This is a genomic window from Pseudoalteromonas ulvae UL12, assembly GCF_014925405.1.
GTDB lineage: Bacteria > Pseudomonadota > Gammaproteobacteria > Enterobacterales > Alteromonadaceae > Pseudoalteromonas > Pseudoalteromonas ulvae.
The window spans coordinates 228,650-245,173 of the sequence record NZ_AQHJ01000028.1 but is presented as its reverse complement, the minus strand read 5'-3'; the positions used below and the strand labels follow the sequence as shown (position 1 = coordinate 245,173).

Annotated in this window: 13 protein-coding genes and 1 tRNA gene; 10 read left to right on the top strand and 4 right to left on the bottom strand. The window is 40.9% G+C overall.

Annotated features, from left to right (window positions below; translation table 11 throughout):
- Window positions 1-40: 40 nt before the first annotated feature.
- The gene (pyk, locus tag PULV_RS11410; protein WP_086745088.1) at window positions 41-1,474 is read right to left on the bottom strand and encodes a pyruvate kinase; all 1,434 of its coding nucleotides are present in this window, start codon (window positions 1,472-1,474) and stop codon (window positions 41-43) included.
- Between the two features lie 378 nt (window positions 1,475-1,852).
- Between pyk and gndA the strand changes: the two genes are divergently transcribed.
- On the top strand, window positions 1,853-3,226 hold the full coding sequence (gene gndA / locus PULV_RS11405; protein ID WP_086745087.1) for an NADP-dependent phosphogluconate dehydrogenase: 1,374 nt from the start codon (window positions 1,853-1,855) through the stop codon (window positions 3,224-3,226).
- 52 nt (window positions 3,227-3,278) lie between these two features.
- On the opposite strand, the gene ansA is transcribed toward gndA, so the two are convergent.
- Together ansA and sppA are read right to left on the bottom strand one after the other, a co-directional pair.
- On the bottom strand, window positions 3,279-4,289 hold the full coding sequence (gene ansA / locus PULV_RS11400) for an asparaginase (protein ID WP_086745086.1): 1,011 nt from the start codon (window positions 4,287-4,289) through the stop codon (window positions 3,279-3,281).
- A gap of 39 nt (window positions 4,290-4,328) precedes the next feature.
- Window positions 4,329-6,197: a signal peptide peptidase SppA gene (gene sppA / locus PULV_RS11395; RefSeq protein WP_086745278.1), complete on the bottom strand. Its 1,869-nt coding sequence runs from the start codon at window positions 6,195-6,197 to the stop codon at window positions 4,329-4,331.
- Window positions 6,198-6,365: 168 nt separating this feature from the next.
- Here sppA and PULV_RS11390 point away from each other — a divergent pair, with 168 nt between their 5' ends.
- From PULV_RS11390 to PULV_RS11350, 9 genes are all read left to right on the top strand, one after another.
- Window positions 6,366-8,327 carry an FAD-dependent oxidoreductase gene (locus tag PULV_RS11390; RefSeq protein WP_086745085.1) on the top strand — a complete coding sequence of 654 codons (1,962 nt, stop codon included), beginning with the start codon at window positions 6,366-6,368 and terminating at the stop codon, window positions 8,325-8,327.
- 73 nt (window positions 8,328-8,400) lie between these two features.
- Window positions 8,401-9,087, top strand: a complete 687-nt coding sequence (locus PULV_RS11385) for an HvfX family Cu-binding RiPP maturation protein (RefSeq protein ID WP_193331761.1) — start codon at window positions 8,401-8,403, stop codon at window positions 9,085-9,087.
- A 58-nt stretch (window positions 9,088-9,145) separates the two neighbouring features.
- On the top strand, window positions 9,146-9,694 hold the full coding sequence (locus PULV_RS11380) for an NAD(P)H nitroreductase (protein WP_193331760.1): 549 nt from the start codon (window positions 9,146-9,148) through the stop codon (window positions 9,692-9,694).
- 7 nt (window positions 9,695-9,701) lie between these two features.
- Window positions 9,702-10,718 (top strand): beta-N-acetylhexosaminidase, encoded by a 1,017-nt coding sequence (gene nagZ, locus PULV_RS11375; RefSeq protein WP_193331759.1) that lies wholly within the window; start codon window positions 9,702-9,704, stop codon window positions 10,716-10,718.
- A complete protein-coding gene (locus PULV_RS11370; RefSeq protein ID WP_193331758.1) occupies window positions 10,706-12,079 on the top strand; it encodes an SLC13 family permease in 1,374 nt (457 codons plus the stop codon). The genes nagZ and PULV_RS11370 overlap by 13 nt, the downstream gene beginning before the upstream one ends.
- 158 nt (window positions 12,080-12,237) lie before the next feature.
- Complete coding sequence (locus tag PULV_RS11365; RefSeq protein ID WP_086745080.1) at window positions 12,238-12,615, top strand: hypothetical protein; 378 nt, start codon at window positions 12,238-12,240, stop codon at window positions 12,613-12,615.
- A gap of 66 nt (window positions 12,616-12,681) precedes the next feature.
- Window positions 12,682-12,772, top strand: a tRNA-Ser gene (locus PULV_RS11360).
- A 56-nt stretch (window positions 12,773-12,828) separates the two neighbouring features.
- Window positions 12,829-13,236 (top strand): hypothetical protein, encoded by a 408-nt coding sequence (locus tag PULV_RS11355; protein WP_193331757.1) that lies wholly within the window; start codon window positions 12,829-12,831, stop codon window positions 13,234-13,236.
- A 42-nt stretch (window positions 13,237-13,278) separates the two neighbouring features.
- Window positions 13,279-13,896 carry an FKBP-type peptidyl-prolyl cis-trans isomerase gene (locus PULV_RS11350; protein ID WP_086745078.1) on the top strand — a complete coding sequence of 206 codons (618 nt, stop codon included), beginning with the start codon at window positions 13,279-13,281 and terminating at the stop codon, window positions 13,894-13,896.
- A 56-nt stretch (window positions 13,897-13,952) separates the two neighbouring features.
- Here the strand turns inward: PULV_RS11350 and PULV_RS11345 are convergent, their stop codons facing one another.
- Window positions 13,953-16,382: a TonB-dependent receptor gene (locus PULV_RS11345; protein ID WP_193331756.1), complete on the bottom strand. Its 2,430-nt coding sequence runs from the start codon at window positions 16,380-16,382 to the stop codon at window positions 13,953-13,955.
- Window positions 16,383-16,524 lie beyond the last annotated feature (142 nt).

The window sequence follows — 16,524 nt, the reverse complement described above, 5'->3', positions numbered from 1 at the left end:
AAAGCGAGCTAAGCTCGCTTTTTTATTTTAATTGTCGCTGTTATTTTACAGTGACAATTTTTAACGTATTGGTTGCACCAACTGTTTCCATCGAGTCACCATGTGTCAGAATGACTTGATCACCAACACTTAATGCACCTTGATCTTTTAAAGTGTTAAGTGCTTGTGTGACAGTGTCATCGTGGCAATGTGTTGAATCGAAAAACACTGGGTAAACACCACGATATAATGCAGTTTGGCCAAGAGTCGACGCATGGCGAGATAATGAGTAAATAGGTAACCCAGAGCTGATGCGCGACATTAGTTTTGCTGTGTTACCTGATTCAGTCAACGCAACAATTGCTTTGACGCTGCTTAGGTGATTGGCAGCATACATGGCAGATAACGCTAATGTCTCAGAAGTGTCAGCAAACATGCTATCTAAACGATGCTTAGAAATGTGGGTTTCTGGTTGTGATTCTGCACCGACACACACTCGTGCCATCGCCATCACAGTTTCAAGCGGGTAATCACCAGCAGCTGTTTCGGCTGAAAGCATCACGGCATCCGTCCCATCGATGACTGCATTAGCAACGTCCATGACTTCTGCACGGGTTGGCATAGGATTATCAATCATTGATTCCATCATTTGTGTGGCTGTAATTACCACACGGTTTAATGAACGGGCACGACTAATAATCAGCTTTTGTTTACCCACTAGTTCAGCATCACCAATTTCAACACCTAAATCACCACGAGCAACCATCACCGCATCTGACGCTAATACAATGTCATCAATTGCTTCAACAGAAGAAACGGCTTCAGCACGCTCAATTTTAGCTAATAACTGTGCATTGCTGCCTGCTTTAACAGCAAGTGCGCGGACATGGCGCATGTCATCGCCACTGCGCGGGAAAGATACAGCAATATAGTCGACACCAATTTCAGAGGCTGTAATTAAATCCTCTTCATCTTTAGCAGTAAAAGCTGGTGCAGTAAGACCACCACCTAAACGGTTAATACCTTTGTTGTTCGATAACACACCGCCAATGGTGACACTACAAATAACACGTTGTCCTTCAACACGTTCAACAGTGAGTTGAATTAGGCCATCATTGAGGAGTAATAAATCGCCGCTAGCGACATCTTGTGGGAGCTCTTTGTAATCAATACCAACAGCATTTACATCACCTTCGCCTTTTGCCATTTCAGCGTCAAGCACAAATGTAGCGCCAACTTCTAAAACGACTTTGCCTTCTTTGAAAGTTGATACGCGGATTTTTGGACCTTGTAAGTCGGCAAGGATAGCAACGTGCTTTTTAAGTTTTTGAGCGATATCACGAACCGCTTGCGCACGGTCTTTATGATCTTGGGCAACACCATGAGAGAAGTTTAAACGAACGACATTGACACCAGCTTCGATAATTTTTTCTAAGTTATTGTCTCTATCTGTTGCAGGTCCGAGTGTAGCGACGATTTTGGTACGTCTTGGCATCATGTTCTCCAGTTGATACGTTGCAAAATATGAAATTGATTCAGTTTTCGATTTAATGTTTGAAAAATGAATACTTATCTAAAATTTATAATTTGATTATGACACCGGTGTCAGCTTCGGTCAATCGGATAATCAAATGTCACTAAATTGTCATTCGAGTAGTGAGAGGTAGCTTGTAGATACAAAATTTCCTTTAATCAATTTTTAAACAAAAGTCACGGACAAATGTCACTAATAGATTAGAATTTTATTTTATTTTTAAACAGTCCATTGAAAGCTAGGTATAATGACCTATAATGCGCGCCTTTAGAGTATGCGTATTTATATTTTCTAGCCAAACTCTGTTTGGTTTTACAACTGTGTCGATGAGGAGTTTACATGCAGGTCGCTTTAGTTGGTTTAGGTGTGATGGGTAAAAACCTAGCACTCAATTTAATCGAAAAAGGGATAACCTTAGTTGCTTATGATAAAAACCCAGACGCGGGTGAAGATCTGCTCAGTATTGCTAAATCTGAAGGCCTATCAGAAAGACTTCATATTGTATCTGATTTAGCCGATATGACTAAACGCTTAGATACCCCTCGCTCGATTCTATTATTAGTACCAGCTGGTGAGTTGGTTGACCGTGTGTGTGAAGAGCTCATTGAAGCGGGTGTTGAATCAGCTGATTTGATTGTTGACTGCGGTAATAGTAACTACAAAGATGGGATTGCTCGTAAACTCAAATATCAGAATAAATTTGAGTTCGCTACTATGGGTATTTCTGGTGGTGCAGAAGGCGCACGTCACGGCCCGGCAATGATGGCCAGTGGCTCAGAAGGGGGTTGGGAGCGTGTAGAACCTGCATTAGAAAAGGTAGCCGCTAATTTTAGAGGTGAGTCTTGTTTTGCTCGTGTTGGCCAGTCAGCCAGTGGCCATTTTGTGAAAATGGTGCATAACGGTATCGAATACGCACTGATGCAACTTATTGCTGAAACTTACCATTTATTACGTCTTGGCGCAGGTAAAACTCCGCAAGAAATCGCAGCGATTTTTGATTCATGGTCAGAGACGTCCTTGAACAGCTACCTATTGTCGATTTCTAGCCATATCCTTAAGCTGCAAACTAGTAATAATGAACCTCTGGTCGATTTGATAGATAATAAAGTCGGCGCTAAAGGAACCGGTCTATGGACAGCGCAAAATGCATTAGAGCTTGGTATCGCGGTACCATCGTTAGTGGCTGCGGTTCAAGCGCGACATTTAACCAATACTTATTCTACGCACGCAGCAAAAGAAATGACTTATAAACCACGTCAAACAGATGTCGCGAACTTAGATTTAGATGAACTCAAACAAGCATTTCATTTTGCGAGTCTGTTATGTTATCGCCAAGGCTTGGCCTTAATTAAAGGCGCCTCACGTACACATCAGTGGAAGGTGGATTTATCTAAAACGCTACAAACATGGCGTGCAGGCTGTATTATTCGTGCAGATTATTTAGATCAAGTTGCACAAGGGAATGAGTTTATAGATGGCCTAGATTCTGAAGTGAAAGCACTTCGTAATGTGTCTGCTATTGCGTTATCGACCGGTTTAGCATTTCCTGTTTTAGCTGCAAGCCAAACGTACTATGCAACGCTATCGACACCGAGTAATGGGCATTTAGTGCAAGCTCAGCGTGACTATTTTGGTGAACATGGTTTAGTTACTCACGCAGGTGAGCTATGCCATTTGACCGATTTAGCCGAGATAGACGCGAAAGTTCGCTAATAAAAAAAGGCCATGATTATCATGGCCTTTTTCATTAAAAATGAACTCGTTTTTAGCGTTCAAGTTCACCACGTAAATTATCTTGCATTAAATGCCGGATTGTTTCTACTTCAAGCTGCTTACTAAATAAATAATGCAGCTTTGTTAAACAAGCTTCCAGCGTCATATCATATCCTGAAATTACGCCCACGTTTAAGAGTGCGTTTCCGGTGGCATATCCACCCATATTGACACTGCCTTTTAAGCACTGGGTTAAATTAATAATCACTACGCCACGTTTTGATGCCGCTTCTAATTCAGCCAATAAACTGGGTGTTTGGGGTGCGTTTCCTACACCAAAACTCATGATAATCAGGGCTTTAACTGGATCATTCAACATACTGCGAACGATTTCAGTATTGATGCCAGGATATAAATAAAGCACACTGATAGGCTGAGGTGTGATTTCGCTGACTTCTAATTCACTCTCAATAAAAGGGCTCAAACTACCATTGATCAGTTCAATATTGATACCAGACAGGGCTAGGGGATCAAAATTGGGAGATCCGAATGCATTAAAGCCGTCGGAATGGACTTTTGTTGCACGATTACCACGAAACAGTTGATTGTTAAAAAAGAGGCTCACTTCAGCGATAGGGTAATTTGCGGCTAAAAACATCGCGTTTAATAAATTAACTTGCCCATCAGAACGCAGTTGAGACAAGGGAATTTGAGAGCCTGTAACGATCACGGGTTTAGTTAAGTTTTCGAACATGAAAGACAGTGCTGAAGCTGTGTAGGCCATGGTATCTGTACCATGCAACACCACAAAGCCATCATAGTCTTGGTACTTGGTTTTAATGTCGTCAGCGATAAGTTGCCAGTGAGCAGGGGACATGTCGGAAGAATCAATCAATGGACTGTATTCGTGAATGTCAAAATATGGCATTTCATCACGATTAAACTCTGCACTGTTTTGCACGGTTTGAGTGAGGTAGCCTTCAGCGGGAATATAGCCTTGTGCTGACTTTTTCATTCCTATCGTACCGCCAGTATAGGCGATATAAATTCGTTTCTTTTTCATAGTACTAGCCCAGTTTAATAACTGGGCTAGTATAGAGGGTTATTGCGCTAAATTACAGACCAAGCAGCGAGCGTAAACGCCATTAGGGTCGTTATATTGCTCAAAGGATTTAACTTCTTGTTGCAAACGCAACATCACCGATCTCAAATTTGATTGCAAGCCGGTATTAAATTCAAAATCTGTATCAGAGTGACCCAGCATCGTTTTAACATGAGCATTTGAAAGTAACTGTTTCATAAACTGCTCTTGCGGGGTGAGAGTTTGCTCAACAGTGATCACGTCATAAAACTCAAGACTGGCTAATTTAGCTGCGGCTTCAATTGCATCATTTTTAGTCCCTAGATTATCAATTAATCCTAGTTCTTTTGCTTGTGTAGCAATCCAGACACGACCTTGAGCTATTTTATCGACTTCTTCAATGCTCAGACCTCGTGCTTCACCGACGATCGTTAAAAAGCGGTTGTAACCACGTTCAATGCTCATTTGAATCATATTGCCCAATTGTGGGTTTAGTTCGCGAAGAGGAGAGAACCCCGCCATTTCAGTGGTTGAAACACCGTCAGAATACACCCCTAAGCGCGCCATTGAGTCTTCAAAGGTCATGATAGTGCCAAAGATCCCGATAGAACCCGTAATTGTACTGGGTGCAGCCCAAATTTCATTTGCTGCTGATGCTATCCAATAACCACCAGAAGCTGCAACAGAGCTCATCGATGCGATAACTGGCTTACCTGCGTCTTTAAGTGCTAACACTTCTGCACGGATCACCTCAGAGGCAAACATACTACCGCCACCTGAATCAATGCGTAATACAACGGCTTTCACTTTTTCATCTAAGCGTGCTTTACGTAGTAAGGCTGCAGTTGAATCTCCACCGATTTCACCTGCTTTGCGCTTACCATCAACAATGTTTCCTTTGGCAACAACAACGGCCACTTTTTCAGTAATTGGGTTTTCAAATGGGAAAGGCATTTTGATAGTTGACAAATAATCTTGAAAAGAGACTTGTTTAAATGACTTACCTTCTTCATTGAGGCCAACCAGAGCGATTAAGTCTTGGCGGATTTCTTCTTTTGTTTTGAGTGAATCAACCCAACCATTAGCTAGAGCAAATTCTCCTGAGTCGCCATTTGCTTTTGCAAATTTGTCTAAAAACTGAGCCATTGATTCGTCGAAATTCGACAATTCAAAACCACGCTGCTTAGCCACATCAGTTTTATATTGTTGCCATAAAGCACCTAACCACTCTTGGTTCGCTGTTTTGGCAGCATCAGACATATCGTTACGAATAAAAGGTTCAACCGCTGACTTAAAGGTGCCGACACGAAAAATATGTTGTGACACTGACAGCTTTTCCAATGCTTCTTTGAAATAAAGAGGGTACATCGCATAACCTTCAACACCGACCCAACCGTAAGGATGCATTGAGATTTCATCTGCAAATGAGGCTAGATAATATTGTGCTTGGCTGTAAGCATCACCAGTGGCGATAATTTTTTTATCTTGAGCTTTAAAGTTTTCAAGTGCGAGACTGATTTCTTTTAGTTTATTGAGATGTGCATTTTGCATATTCTGTAAAGAAAGCACTAAAACCGATATTTTAGGGTTATGAGCCGCATCATTAATGACGTTAATGACATCATCTAATAGCACTTCAGGGGGTTGATCATTTTGACCCATTGAATCGTTTAATGCCGCTTCTAGAGGATCGATATATGTTTCCTGTTCAACTATTTGTCCCGATAAATTTAAGACAAGTGCTGATCCTTGCGCAATATTAACTTTGCCTTCGTCAGAATTAATGCCAACAATGATGCTGACTATAATCACCAAAAACAGTAGGTTTAGAATCAAACGTCGTGAGAAGTTTAATGTATTCCAAATAAGTAAGAAGAATTTTTTAATCAAAATCATGTCCTTAAAGTAGATTTGATACAACTATATATCTATAACTTTATAGTAACCGATTTTATTCTTAAACTTAAATCTAAATAGTTACGAAGTGTTTATCTTGTACTTCAGGTTAAAAAAAGCTAATGTTGGCTACAGGTACGACCAGTATAAATAAGGCATATTGTGTTAGAACAACAATTAAAACTAAAAAATAACCAATTAAAAAACCGTTTAGTCATGGGCTCAATGCATACGGGGCTTGAAGAAGGATGGGGTAACCGAAAAAAACTCAATGCGTTTTATAAAGAACGCGCTGAAGGCGGCGTTGGCCTCATCATTACTGGCGGTTATAGCCCGACACTCAGAGGTAAATTAACACCTTTCTCATCGACATTTAATAGTTGGTTAGATGTCATAAAACATCGTTCTGTGACTGATACTGTTCATCAAGCGGGTGGGAAAATTTGTTTACAGTTACTGCATGCAGGACGGTACGCTTACCATCCATTTAATCAGGCTCCAAGTGCAGTAAAAGCACCTATCAATCCGTATAAACCTAAAGCGATGTCAGCCAGCGCCATTAAAAGTACGATCAATGGCTTTGCTAAATCGGCTAGATTAGCACAAAAAGCGGGTTATGATGGGGTCGAAATCATGGGCTCTGAAGGTTACCTGATCAATGAATTTATGGCTCCTAGGACTAACAAACGAACTGATGAATACGGTGGTAGCAATGAAAATAGAATGCGCTTTGCTGTTGAAACTGTCAAAGCGGTCAGAGCTCAAGTCTCAGACGAGTTCATCATCGTTTTTCGTTTATCAGTGCAAGATTTAGTTGATGATGGCTCAACACTTGAAGAAGTGAAGGAACAAGCGCAAGCATTACAAGCCGCTGGAGTCGATATATTTAATACCGGAATCGGTTGGCACGAAGCACGAGTCCCGACTATTGCGAGCATGGTGCCACAAGGTGCTTTTCAGGATGCGTCAAAATTTTTAAAAGAATCCATCACTGTGCCCGTGATTGCAGTTAATCGAATTAATACCCCAGAGCTTGCCAATCAAATACTCAATGAGCAAAAAGCAGATTTAATTTCAATGGCCAGGCCCTTACTTGCAGATCCGGCTTTTTTTAATAAATATGCAAATAAACAAAGTGACAATATTAATATCTGTATCGCGTGTAATCAGGGATGTTTAGATAATGTCTTTAAAGGAAAACGTGCGACATGTTTAGTTAATCCTCGCGCAGGATTTGAATTAGAGTATTCATTAGAAAAAACGTCTGTCGCAAAAGAAGTGCTTGTGGTCGGTGCTGGACCAGCAGGGATGGCCTGTGCTTGTTATTTAGCAGAAAAAGGCCATAAAGTTACACTAATTGATCAAGCCAGTGAGATGGGTGGGCAGTTCAAACTCGCGATGCGAGTACCTGGCAAAGAAGATTTTAACTATACACTTGGTTATTTTAAATCGGAATTATCGAAACTGAATGTAACAGTCACTTTAAACACTCCTTATCAGGAGTCGATGTTAAGTGATTATCAAGATGTAGTATTTGCCACAGGTGTCCGCCCACGACTAGCCACAATTCCATGTAGCGACGACAAACAGATCGTTGCGTATGATGAAGTCATCCGTGGAGAAGTGGAGATTGGCCAAAAAGTGGCTATTTTAGGCGCAGGTGGAATTGGCTTTGATATGGTGGCATTTCTAACTGAACAAAAAAACAAATCAATTGCTCAATTTAAATCTCAGTGGGGAATTGAAGGTCAGGTTCATGCACATCAAGCATTAGAAAAAATTTATATGCTAAAACGCAGTGCAGGGCGCTTTGGTTCAGACCTAGGTAAAACAACCGGCTGGATCCATCGTGCTGTTGCCAAGCAGCAGAATGTCGAACAAATTGCTGATGCGAACTATGTTAGTTATTCTGCGAAAGGATTAGAAATTGAACAAAATGGACAGCAGCGATTCTTAGACGTGGACACTGTGATTGCATGTATTGGTCAAGTGTCTAATGATGAACTGTATCAATCGCTCAAAGATCAGGCAACCTGCCATGTTATTGGTGGTGCAAAACTCGCATCAGCCATTGATGCAAAACGTGCGATTTACGAAGCATTAATGGTGGCGCGATCTATTTAACGGTAAATTGAAATATTTTCTTCTATGCTGAGGTCTATTAATGTGAATTAATTAGACCTCAAAGGCCCTTTATATGTTTCGAACTGCTCAGTTGTATTATTCAACTTTAATCACTCACGCCAAACAGTTGGATGGCATCGCCCCGCTGTTATTGCGTTTAATACTTGCACCTGTACTGATTATTGCGGGTTATAGCAAACTTGGTTTGAGTGGGGACTGGCACTCTCTTAGTCAAGCATTATTAGCTGATCCCAATGTGATTAATTGGTTTGGTAATACAGAGTGGGGCTTAGGTTTACCTTTTCCTGATTTATTAGCATTTATGGCTGGATGGAGTGAGTTTTTAGGTGGATGGTTGTTGTTAATTGGTTTGATGACTCGTTTAGTGACTATTCCTCTGATGATTACGATGGTTGTTGCTGCCACGACAGTGCATTGGAATCATGGCTGGTTTTCTATTACACCTCTGAATCCGAGTACCAGTGCTGCTAAAGTGTATGATTGGCTCACCATCCCAGGTGCAGCTGAAAGCTTAGAAAATAGTATCGAAACTCAAAAACGTCTTTCTAAAATCAAAGAGATAACCGAAGAGTATGGTAACACTGACTATTTATACCAAAATGGGCAGCCAGTTATCCTCAATAATGGTATCGAATTTTCAGCGATGTACTTTGTGATGCTGCTAAGTTTATTTTTTACGGGCGGCGGACGCTGGACCAGCGCTGATTATTATATAAAGCGCTTACTCATCAAAGCCTAACACTGTATTTCGGATCATAATTTGTTATTCTTAAGAAAAATTTTATGAATAACAAATTATGCATGCTCTCGAATTATTGCTACACCGCCAATCAGATGCCAGATTAACGCAGCCTGGACCGTCTCCCGAACAGCTTTCTATTATTCAACAAGCCGCGCTATTAGCGCCTGATCATGGCGCCCTTACTCCATGGCAATTTATACTGGTTGAAGGCGAAGGACGTGATCGTCTTGGTGAATTATTTTACCGCTCAGCAATTGCATCAAATTTAGATGAAAGAAACATAGAACGTGCGAAATCACTCGCTCTTAGAGCCCCACTTGTGATTATTTGCATCGCTAAACATACTCAAAATAATAAAGTCCCCCGCATCGAACAAGTACAATCTGCAGGTTGTGCGGTTTTTGCCATGCAACAAGCAGCTTTTGCACAAGGGTTGGGCGGTGTTTGGCGAACTGGTCACTATGCACAATGTCCTATAGTGAAAGAAGAGTTGGGGTTAACAAACGAAGATGAACTGGTTGGTTTCCTGTATTTAGGCACACCCGAAATTCAGCATAAAAAAATACGTCGCTTGACACCTGAGCAATTCTTCACACATTTTTGAGGCGATCATGGGTCCTATTTTAACTGGTATTAATGGCCTTTCATTAGAGCAGCACGAAGTCGAAGTACTACAACATCCGTTAGTTGCTGGAGTGATTTTATTTTCGCGTAATTATGAAGATAACGAACAATTAATTGCACTGACACAGCAAATCAAAGCTATTTCGCCAACATTGCTGATCAGTGTTGATCACGAAGGTGGGCGCGTGCAACGATTCAGGCATGGATTTTCGGCGATTCCATCGATGGCAGATGCTGGAATTGCCCAAGGAAAAAGCACACAAGAGATCCTTTTACCTCTAGGGTTTACTTTAAGTGCAGAATTACGCGCCCATGGCATTGATTTTAGTTTTGCGCCTGTTCTGGATATCAATGGTATTTCTGAAGTCATTACAAACCGCGCTTTTTCCTCAGAGCCTGATAAAGCAGCTGTTTATGCAGCGCAATTTATTTCAGGAATGAGACGCTGTGGGATGAAAAATGTAGTGAAACATTTTCCAGGTCACGGATCAGTGGGGCCTGATTCTCATATCGCTATGCCGATTGATGAGCGAGACAAAGCGCTCATTTTTTCACACGACCTAAGCGTGTTTTCGCAGTTAATGGCTCAAAATCTTTGTGATGGTGTGATGCCAGCGCATGTTATTTATTCACAGTGTGATGATAAACCAGCTTGTTTTTCTACTTACTGGTTACAATCAGTCTTAAGGCAGCAACTACAGTTTAACGGCTTGGTTTTTTCTGATGATCTTGGTATGCAAGGCGCTGTTCAGATGGGTGATTATCTCACACGAACTAAGCTCGCTCTCGATGCTGGGTGTGATATCGCATTACTGTGTAATGAACCCGATGGTTTGTATCAAGTCCTCGATAGTTTGCCTATTTGTGACTATCAACATCATGGTGACAATGCTTTGAGTTATCTTGCCTCAACACACTTTACGATGAGTGAGCTCAAGACAGATACCCTGTGGAAACAAAGCCAATCGATTATTGCAAGGTTGAATGACCAATGCACTATGTAAAGTCTCACATCTGTTATGGGCTTTTATTCTCGTTAGTGATCGGTTTATGGGCCTCTTTGGCTGGGCTTGAACAACCCATTGTTTTCACGCTTGCGATTACAGCGTTAACTGGTTATTGGTGGATCACCGAAGCCATTGAGATCCCATTAACGTCATTACTTCCATTTGTTCTTTTTCCACTTGCAGGGGTGATAACCCATAAAACAGCGGCTAGTGCGCTGGGTAACCATGTCATAATTCTACTTATGGGTGCTTTTATGTTGGCCATTGCCATTGAGCAGTCACAAGTACATAAGAGACTTGCATTTAATATAATTAAACTCATTGGCGGACAAAGTGCGCAGAGGATTGTCTTTTCCATTATGGTCACGGCTGCGTTGTTGTCTATGTGGATATCGAACACTGCAACTGTTGTAGCGCTGTTACCTGTCGTGCTTGCTATTTGCGTCACCACTGACAATACACGATTTAAAATTGCACTTTTACTTGGTTTAGCTTACTCGGCATCGATAGGTGGAGTGGGAACTATCATTGGCACACCTCCGAATGTCATTTTTGCATCTGTTTATGAGCAGTTCACAGGCAAAGAGTATGGTTTTGTTTCATGGATGAAAGTAGCCGTTCCGATTGTAATTATTTCGATACCTTTATGCGCACTTTGGTTAACGAGAGGGATTAAATTATCAAGCGAGATCTGTTTACCAGAAAGTGGCTCGTGGCAAAAAGCCGAAATACGGGTGCTCGTTATTTTTACAATTGTCGCGTTGTTATGGGTGTTTCGTAAAGAGCCGTTTGGAGGGTGGTCAAATGCATTAGACTTACCACAGGTTGGCGACTCAACCGTTGCTTTATTTGGTGTCATGTTGATGGCTATCACTTCCAATGGCAAAGGCAGTAAGTTACTACAATGGCAGCATGCAAAAACGATCCCTTGGGGGATGTTGTTGTTATTTGCTGGCGGAATATGTATTGCCAGTGCGTTTGTTAGCAGCGGTCTAAGTCAACTTATAGGTGATTACTTGAGTTTGCTAGGGGCATTACCTGTCTTTTTCATGTTGTTAGGTATGACATTATGTGTCTCATTTTTAACAGAAATAACATCAAATACAGCCACTGCGACCTTACTGATGCCAATTATTGCCTCAGCCGCGTTAGCACTTAATTTACCGATTGAATTATTAATGATCCCTGTGGTGATTAGTTGTTCGTGTGCATTTTGTTTGCCTGTAGCGACAGCGCCTAACTCGATTGTTTTTGCAAGCGGTGAACTAAAAATTGCTGACATGGTCAAAGAGGGGGTGTTATTGAATCTTCTTTTAGCTGTAATTATTTCCTGTGTTAGCTTGGCGCTGTTATTTTAAGTGTCGTTGCACTCTAGCATCTCGGCTCACGAGAGGTTTAATCAGTACTAAGAAAGATGCAAAATAAGTGCTAGTACAAAAAATATGATTTGTCAGTTTTTAAATTGTACATTTTTTGTTATGGTGGGGTAATAAAAATAAAAAAAGAGGCTAACAAGATGAATAATCTTTTTTATCGTGAAAAAGAAAATTGGTTGCTATGGGCTATTTGGGGTGTGTTTGGTGCTAGCTTCACAGCAGGCTTGGCTATTTACTCTAAAAGTACACAAGTGAGCCTTATCGCGATAAGTACGATCATCATCTTGCTGACTTGGAGAATGGCCGCGAGTAAACGTTTTAGTTTTAATCGTGCATTTAAAGTGTGTTTCACTGTTTTTTCGTTAAGCGTCTCTCCTTTGTTATTCATTAATAGTGTTAATGATGGATTGTTTGGCGATTTACAATTAGGTATCCAGCTCGGTTTTTTCATCGTTAGTGGTTTGATTATTTGTTTGATTAGTGCGATTTTTGCGCGAACACCTCCTCAATATTATTAATTACTGGTTTTAATCAAATTTTTACTTTACAGATAAGGCGTAACTGATTATTATGCGCCCCATAACGGAGAGATGGCAGAGTGGTCGAATGCACCGGTCTTGAAAACCGGCATAGGTTTGTAGCCTATCTAGGGTTCAAATCCCTATCTCTCCGCCACCTCATTCCCAAAACCGCCTATATGGCGGTTTTTTTCGTTTAGGAGAGTTAAGTTTATGAACGGCTATCCACTTAAATTACTCAAATGGTTGGCTGCCAGTGCGTTGTATTTCACTGGTTATGGTGTAGTAACCCGCCTGATTTTTGATGCGTACCCAGAGGCGTTAACGCTAGATTTTATGCATTTTCAAGCCTCAGGTTTTATATGCCTTTATATGGCGCTATTCAGTCACCTCATTCTCAAACATGAGACACGTCACCCTCGGATGTGTGTTTGGTTTACAACACTCGTTGCCAGTGGTGTGTTTACATGGGTTCAAAGTGAGGTTGGCTTTGATTTTTTTGCTTTATTAGATCGCCCCTTTTTTGTCTTTACCATCATTGCACTGCCAATTGTTTTTGAAGTGGTTAGGTTTTTAATGACTTTAGAGCTAAACAAAGCAAAATCCGATGAGAATTTATGATAAGATTACGTTTTTTAACTACACGATAAATCAGTGGAAATTATGTCAGAAAAATTTACAAATAATGCTGAAAAAGCAAGCTACGGTATTGGTTTACAAATGGGTGAGCAATTAAAAGGTAACCCTTTTGAAGGTTTAAACCTAAACTCGGTATTTGAAGGTATGAAAGATGCCTTTACAGGTGCTGATTTCCAAGTAGAAATCCCAGCTATTCAAGCTGCTTTTGAAGAAATTAATACTCAAATTCAAGCACGCCGCGAAGAAGAAGCAAAAGTTTTAGCGGCAGAGGGCGAGTCTTTCCTAGCTGAGAATGCACTTCGTCCAGAAGTAACGGTTACAGCATCTGGTTTACAGTATGAAGTGATTACAACTGGTGAAGGTGAAAAGCCAACTGCTGAGTCGACTGTTCGTACGCATTATCACGGAACGTTAATCAACGGTACTGTTTTTGATAGTTCTTACGATCGTGGTCAGCCTGCTGAATTCCCTGTCGGTGGCGTAATCAAAGGTTGGACTGAAGCATTACAAATGATGGCTGTTGGTTCAAAATGGCGTTTATATGTACCTCACGACCTTGCTTATGGCGAGCGTGGTGCTGGTGCATCAATCGCACCTTATTCAACACTCGTGTTTGATGTTGAGTTACTAGAAATCATCTAATAACTAAACGCAAAAAAAAGCCGCTTTCGCGGCTTTTTTTATAACTAAAATCAGGCTTAGAAATAGGCTCTGATCCCTAAGGCGATATTACGCCCTGGTAACGGCGCAATGTCTTTAATAAATGAACTGTGAGAGAAAGCTAATTCATCAGTCAGGTTATTAATGTTTACGTATAAATTAGCATCAACTTTATTGATGTTGAATTGATAGTCTGCGCCTAAATCAATTAAGCTATAAGAGTCTGTCACTGATTCGTTAAAAGCAATTTTATCTTGCTCAAAGTAATGTGTGACGCTCGCTGTAAGCTTGATATCTTGAATATTCCAATTAACAGCGCTGCCGAGTTTATTGGCTGGTAATCGCGGTAAGTAACTATCATCATCAAACTGCACTTGGCTGTGATCACCAAATACTTTTAGGACAACATCTGGTGAAATTGCATAATGCAAATCATATTCTAACCCATATAAAGTCGCATCTTGGCTTGCGTATTGATAAACAGCAGCGGCATCTTCATCGGCTTCACTAATATGAACGAGTTCATGGTCATGGCTATCAAAAGCATATTCTGTGGCTTGTTGAAAATAAAAGTTGTCGACTTGGTTGTAATATAAATTAACAGTAAAGCCAAAGTCGCCAGAGAATTTTCTGAAAGTTAAATCAAAGTTGTTGGCGGTTTCTTGCTTGATATCTTCAGGTTCGAAATGGATTTCGCCATCTTCAATTTCATACCCAAGACCCAAGTCATACGTGCCGGTTGAGATATGAAGACCGTTAGATAATAACTCAGCAGAAGATGGAGCACGCTCAGAATGTGTGACATTAAATGAGCTCGAATATCCCGGAGCGAAATTCCAAACGAGCCCTGCAGAGAGGCTCAAATTATCGAATGTCTCATTGTAACTACTTTCTTCATGATGCTCTTCTTCACCGTGCTCTTCATGTTCAGAGTGTGTGTCATGCCCATGTTCTAATTCGATATCTGTTGCGTCGAGTTTGAATTGTTCGTAACGCGCGCCTAGTTCAATCGTTATGTCACCAACTTTGCGTTCTTGTAAGACAAATAAAGCATTTTGTGACGTTTTTGAAGATGGGCTAAACGCTTCATCTCCTAATGCCTCATAGTCTGAACGATAAAAATGGTAACCAGCCACACCGTGCCATTGCCCCAATGTATGCTCTACCGAAATTCGTGCTTCATTGGTATCATTTTTGAATATAGTGCCAATTATTCCGCCTTCGATCTCAGCATGTTGGTACTGGGTATAGCCGAGTTTGGCTTCTACTTTTTCTACTATATCATTATGTGGCGTGTAGACCGCGAGGGCCTGCCAACGATCTTGCTCTAATAATGCATAAACATTGTGTTCTGCTTCTTCTCCTTCGTCATGCTCTTCATCTTCATGACCTTCGTGTGCATGTTCTTCATGTCCATGCTCATGGCCAGGGATACCATATTCAGTATTGATATTCCCGTATGAGACGCCGACAGTTAAATGCTCAGCAACATAACTTGCCCCAAAATCAAATATTGTGGAATCGATGAATGTATTTTCGATTTTATCAACAATTTCGTGTGATTCTTCATGTGAGTCATGTTCACCGCCTTGCGTTTCTTCATGGTCGTCATGATGTTCGTCTACGTGCATTGAAGGAATTTTATAGTCTTCTGATTGGCGTCTTAAGGCATTCAGATTTACATTAAAACCATTTTTGCCTGTGGCAAGATTAATAGTAGCCGTTTTGCCTTCAGAGACGGTATCATAGCGAATTTCGCCAGCTCCCTGAAATTCATCAAGTTGATCTGTTGGGATCCGTTGATCAACAATATTGACAACACCGCCTATCGCACCTGAGCCATATAACAGTGTGGCCGGACCTCGTAAGACTTCTATCTGCTGTGCGGTGAGTGATTCATTGGTTGTAGCATGATCGGCACCAATGCGCGATGCATCGCTGCTATCCAAACCATTTTGTAATACTTTTACACGCGGGCCATCTAAACCACGGATAATCGGTGATGATGAAACAGGGCCGAAATACGTTGAGTTGACACCGGGTAAACCCTTTAATGTTTCACCTAGCGTGGCTTGAGATCTGTTTTTTAGTGTATCACCACTTAAAACAGTAACAGGGGAGGCCATGTCCATATTTGTTTTGTGTAATCCAGACGCATAGACAGTTACCGTTTCAATTGATGATTTTAATAATTCGACGACTAGCGTGTTTTGAGTCTCATTTATAGCGATACGTTGGTCAATATAATCATCTTTTGAGATATGTAATTGCCCTTGTGCATCAATATTAAGCGTAAAGTGACCATTCTCATCACTGTAAACAGCTTTGTCTTTTCCATGAATATGAATGCTCGCACCTGATACCGGCTGTTTATTTTCGTTTAATACTTGACCGTTGATTTGAGCAGCTTGCGCGTGAGATAGACCTAAAGCACTGATAATTGTGGCGTAGAGTAGGGTATGTTTCATTGGATTACTTCATTTTTTGACAGTTGATATATTGTAACATCGCATAAAAATAGAAAGCAACAATTGTTATGGTATAACATATTTTAACTAGGGTTGGATTTAAACGGCTCGATAATTGCTACATGTTCTATACTGTAAAAAG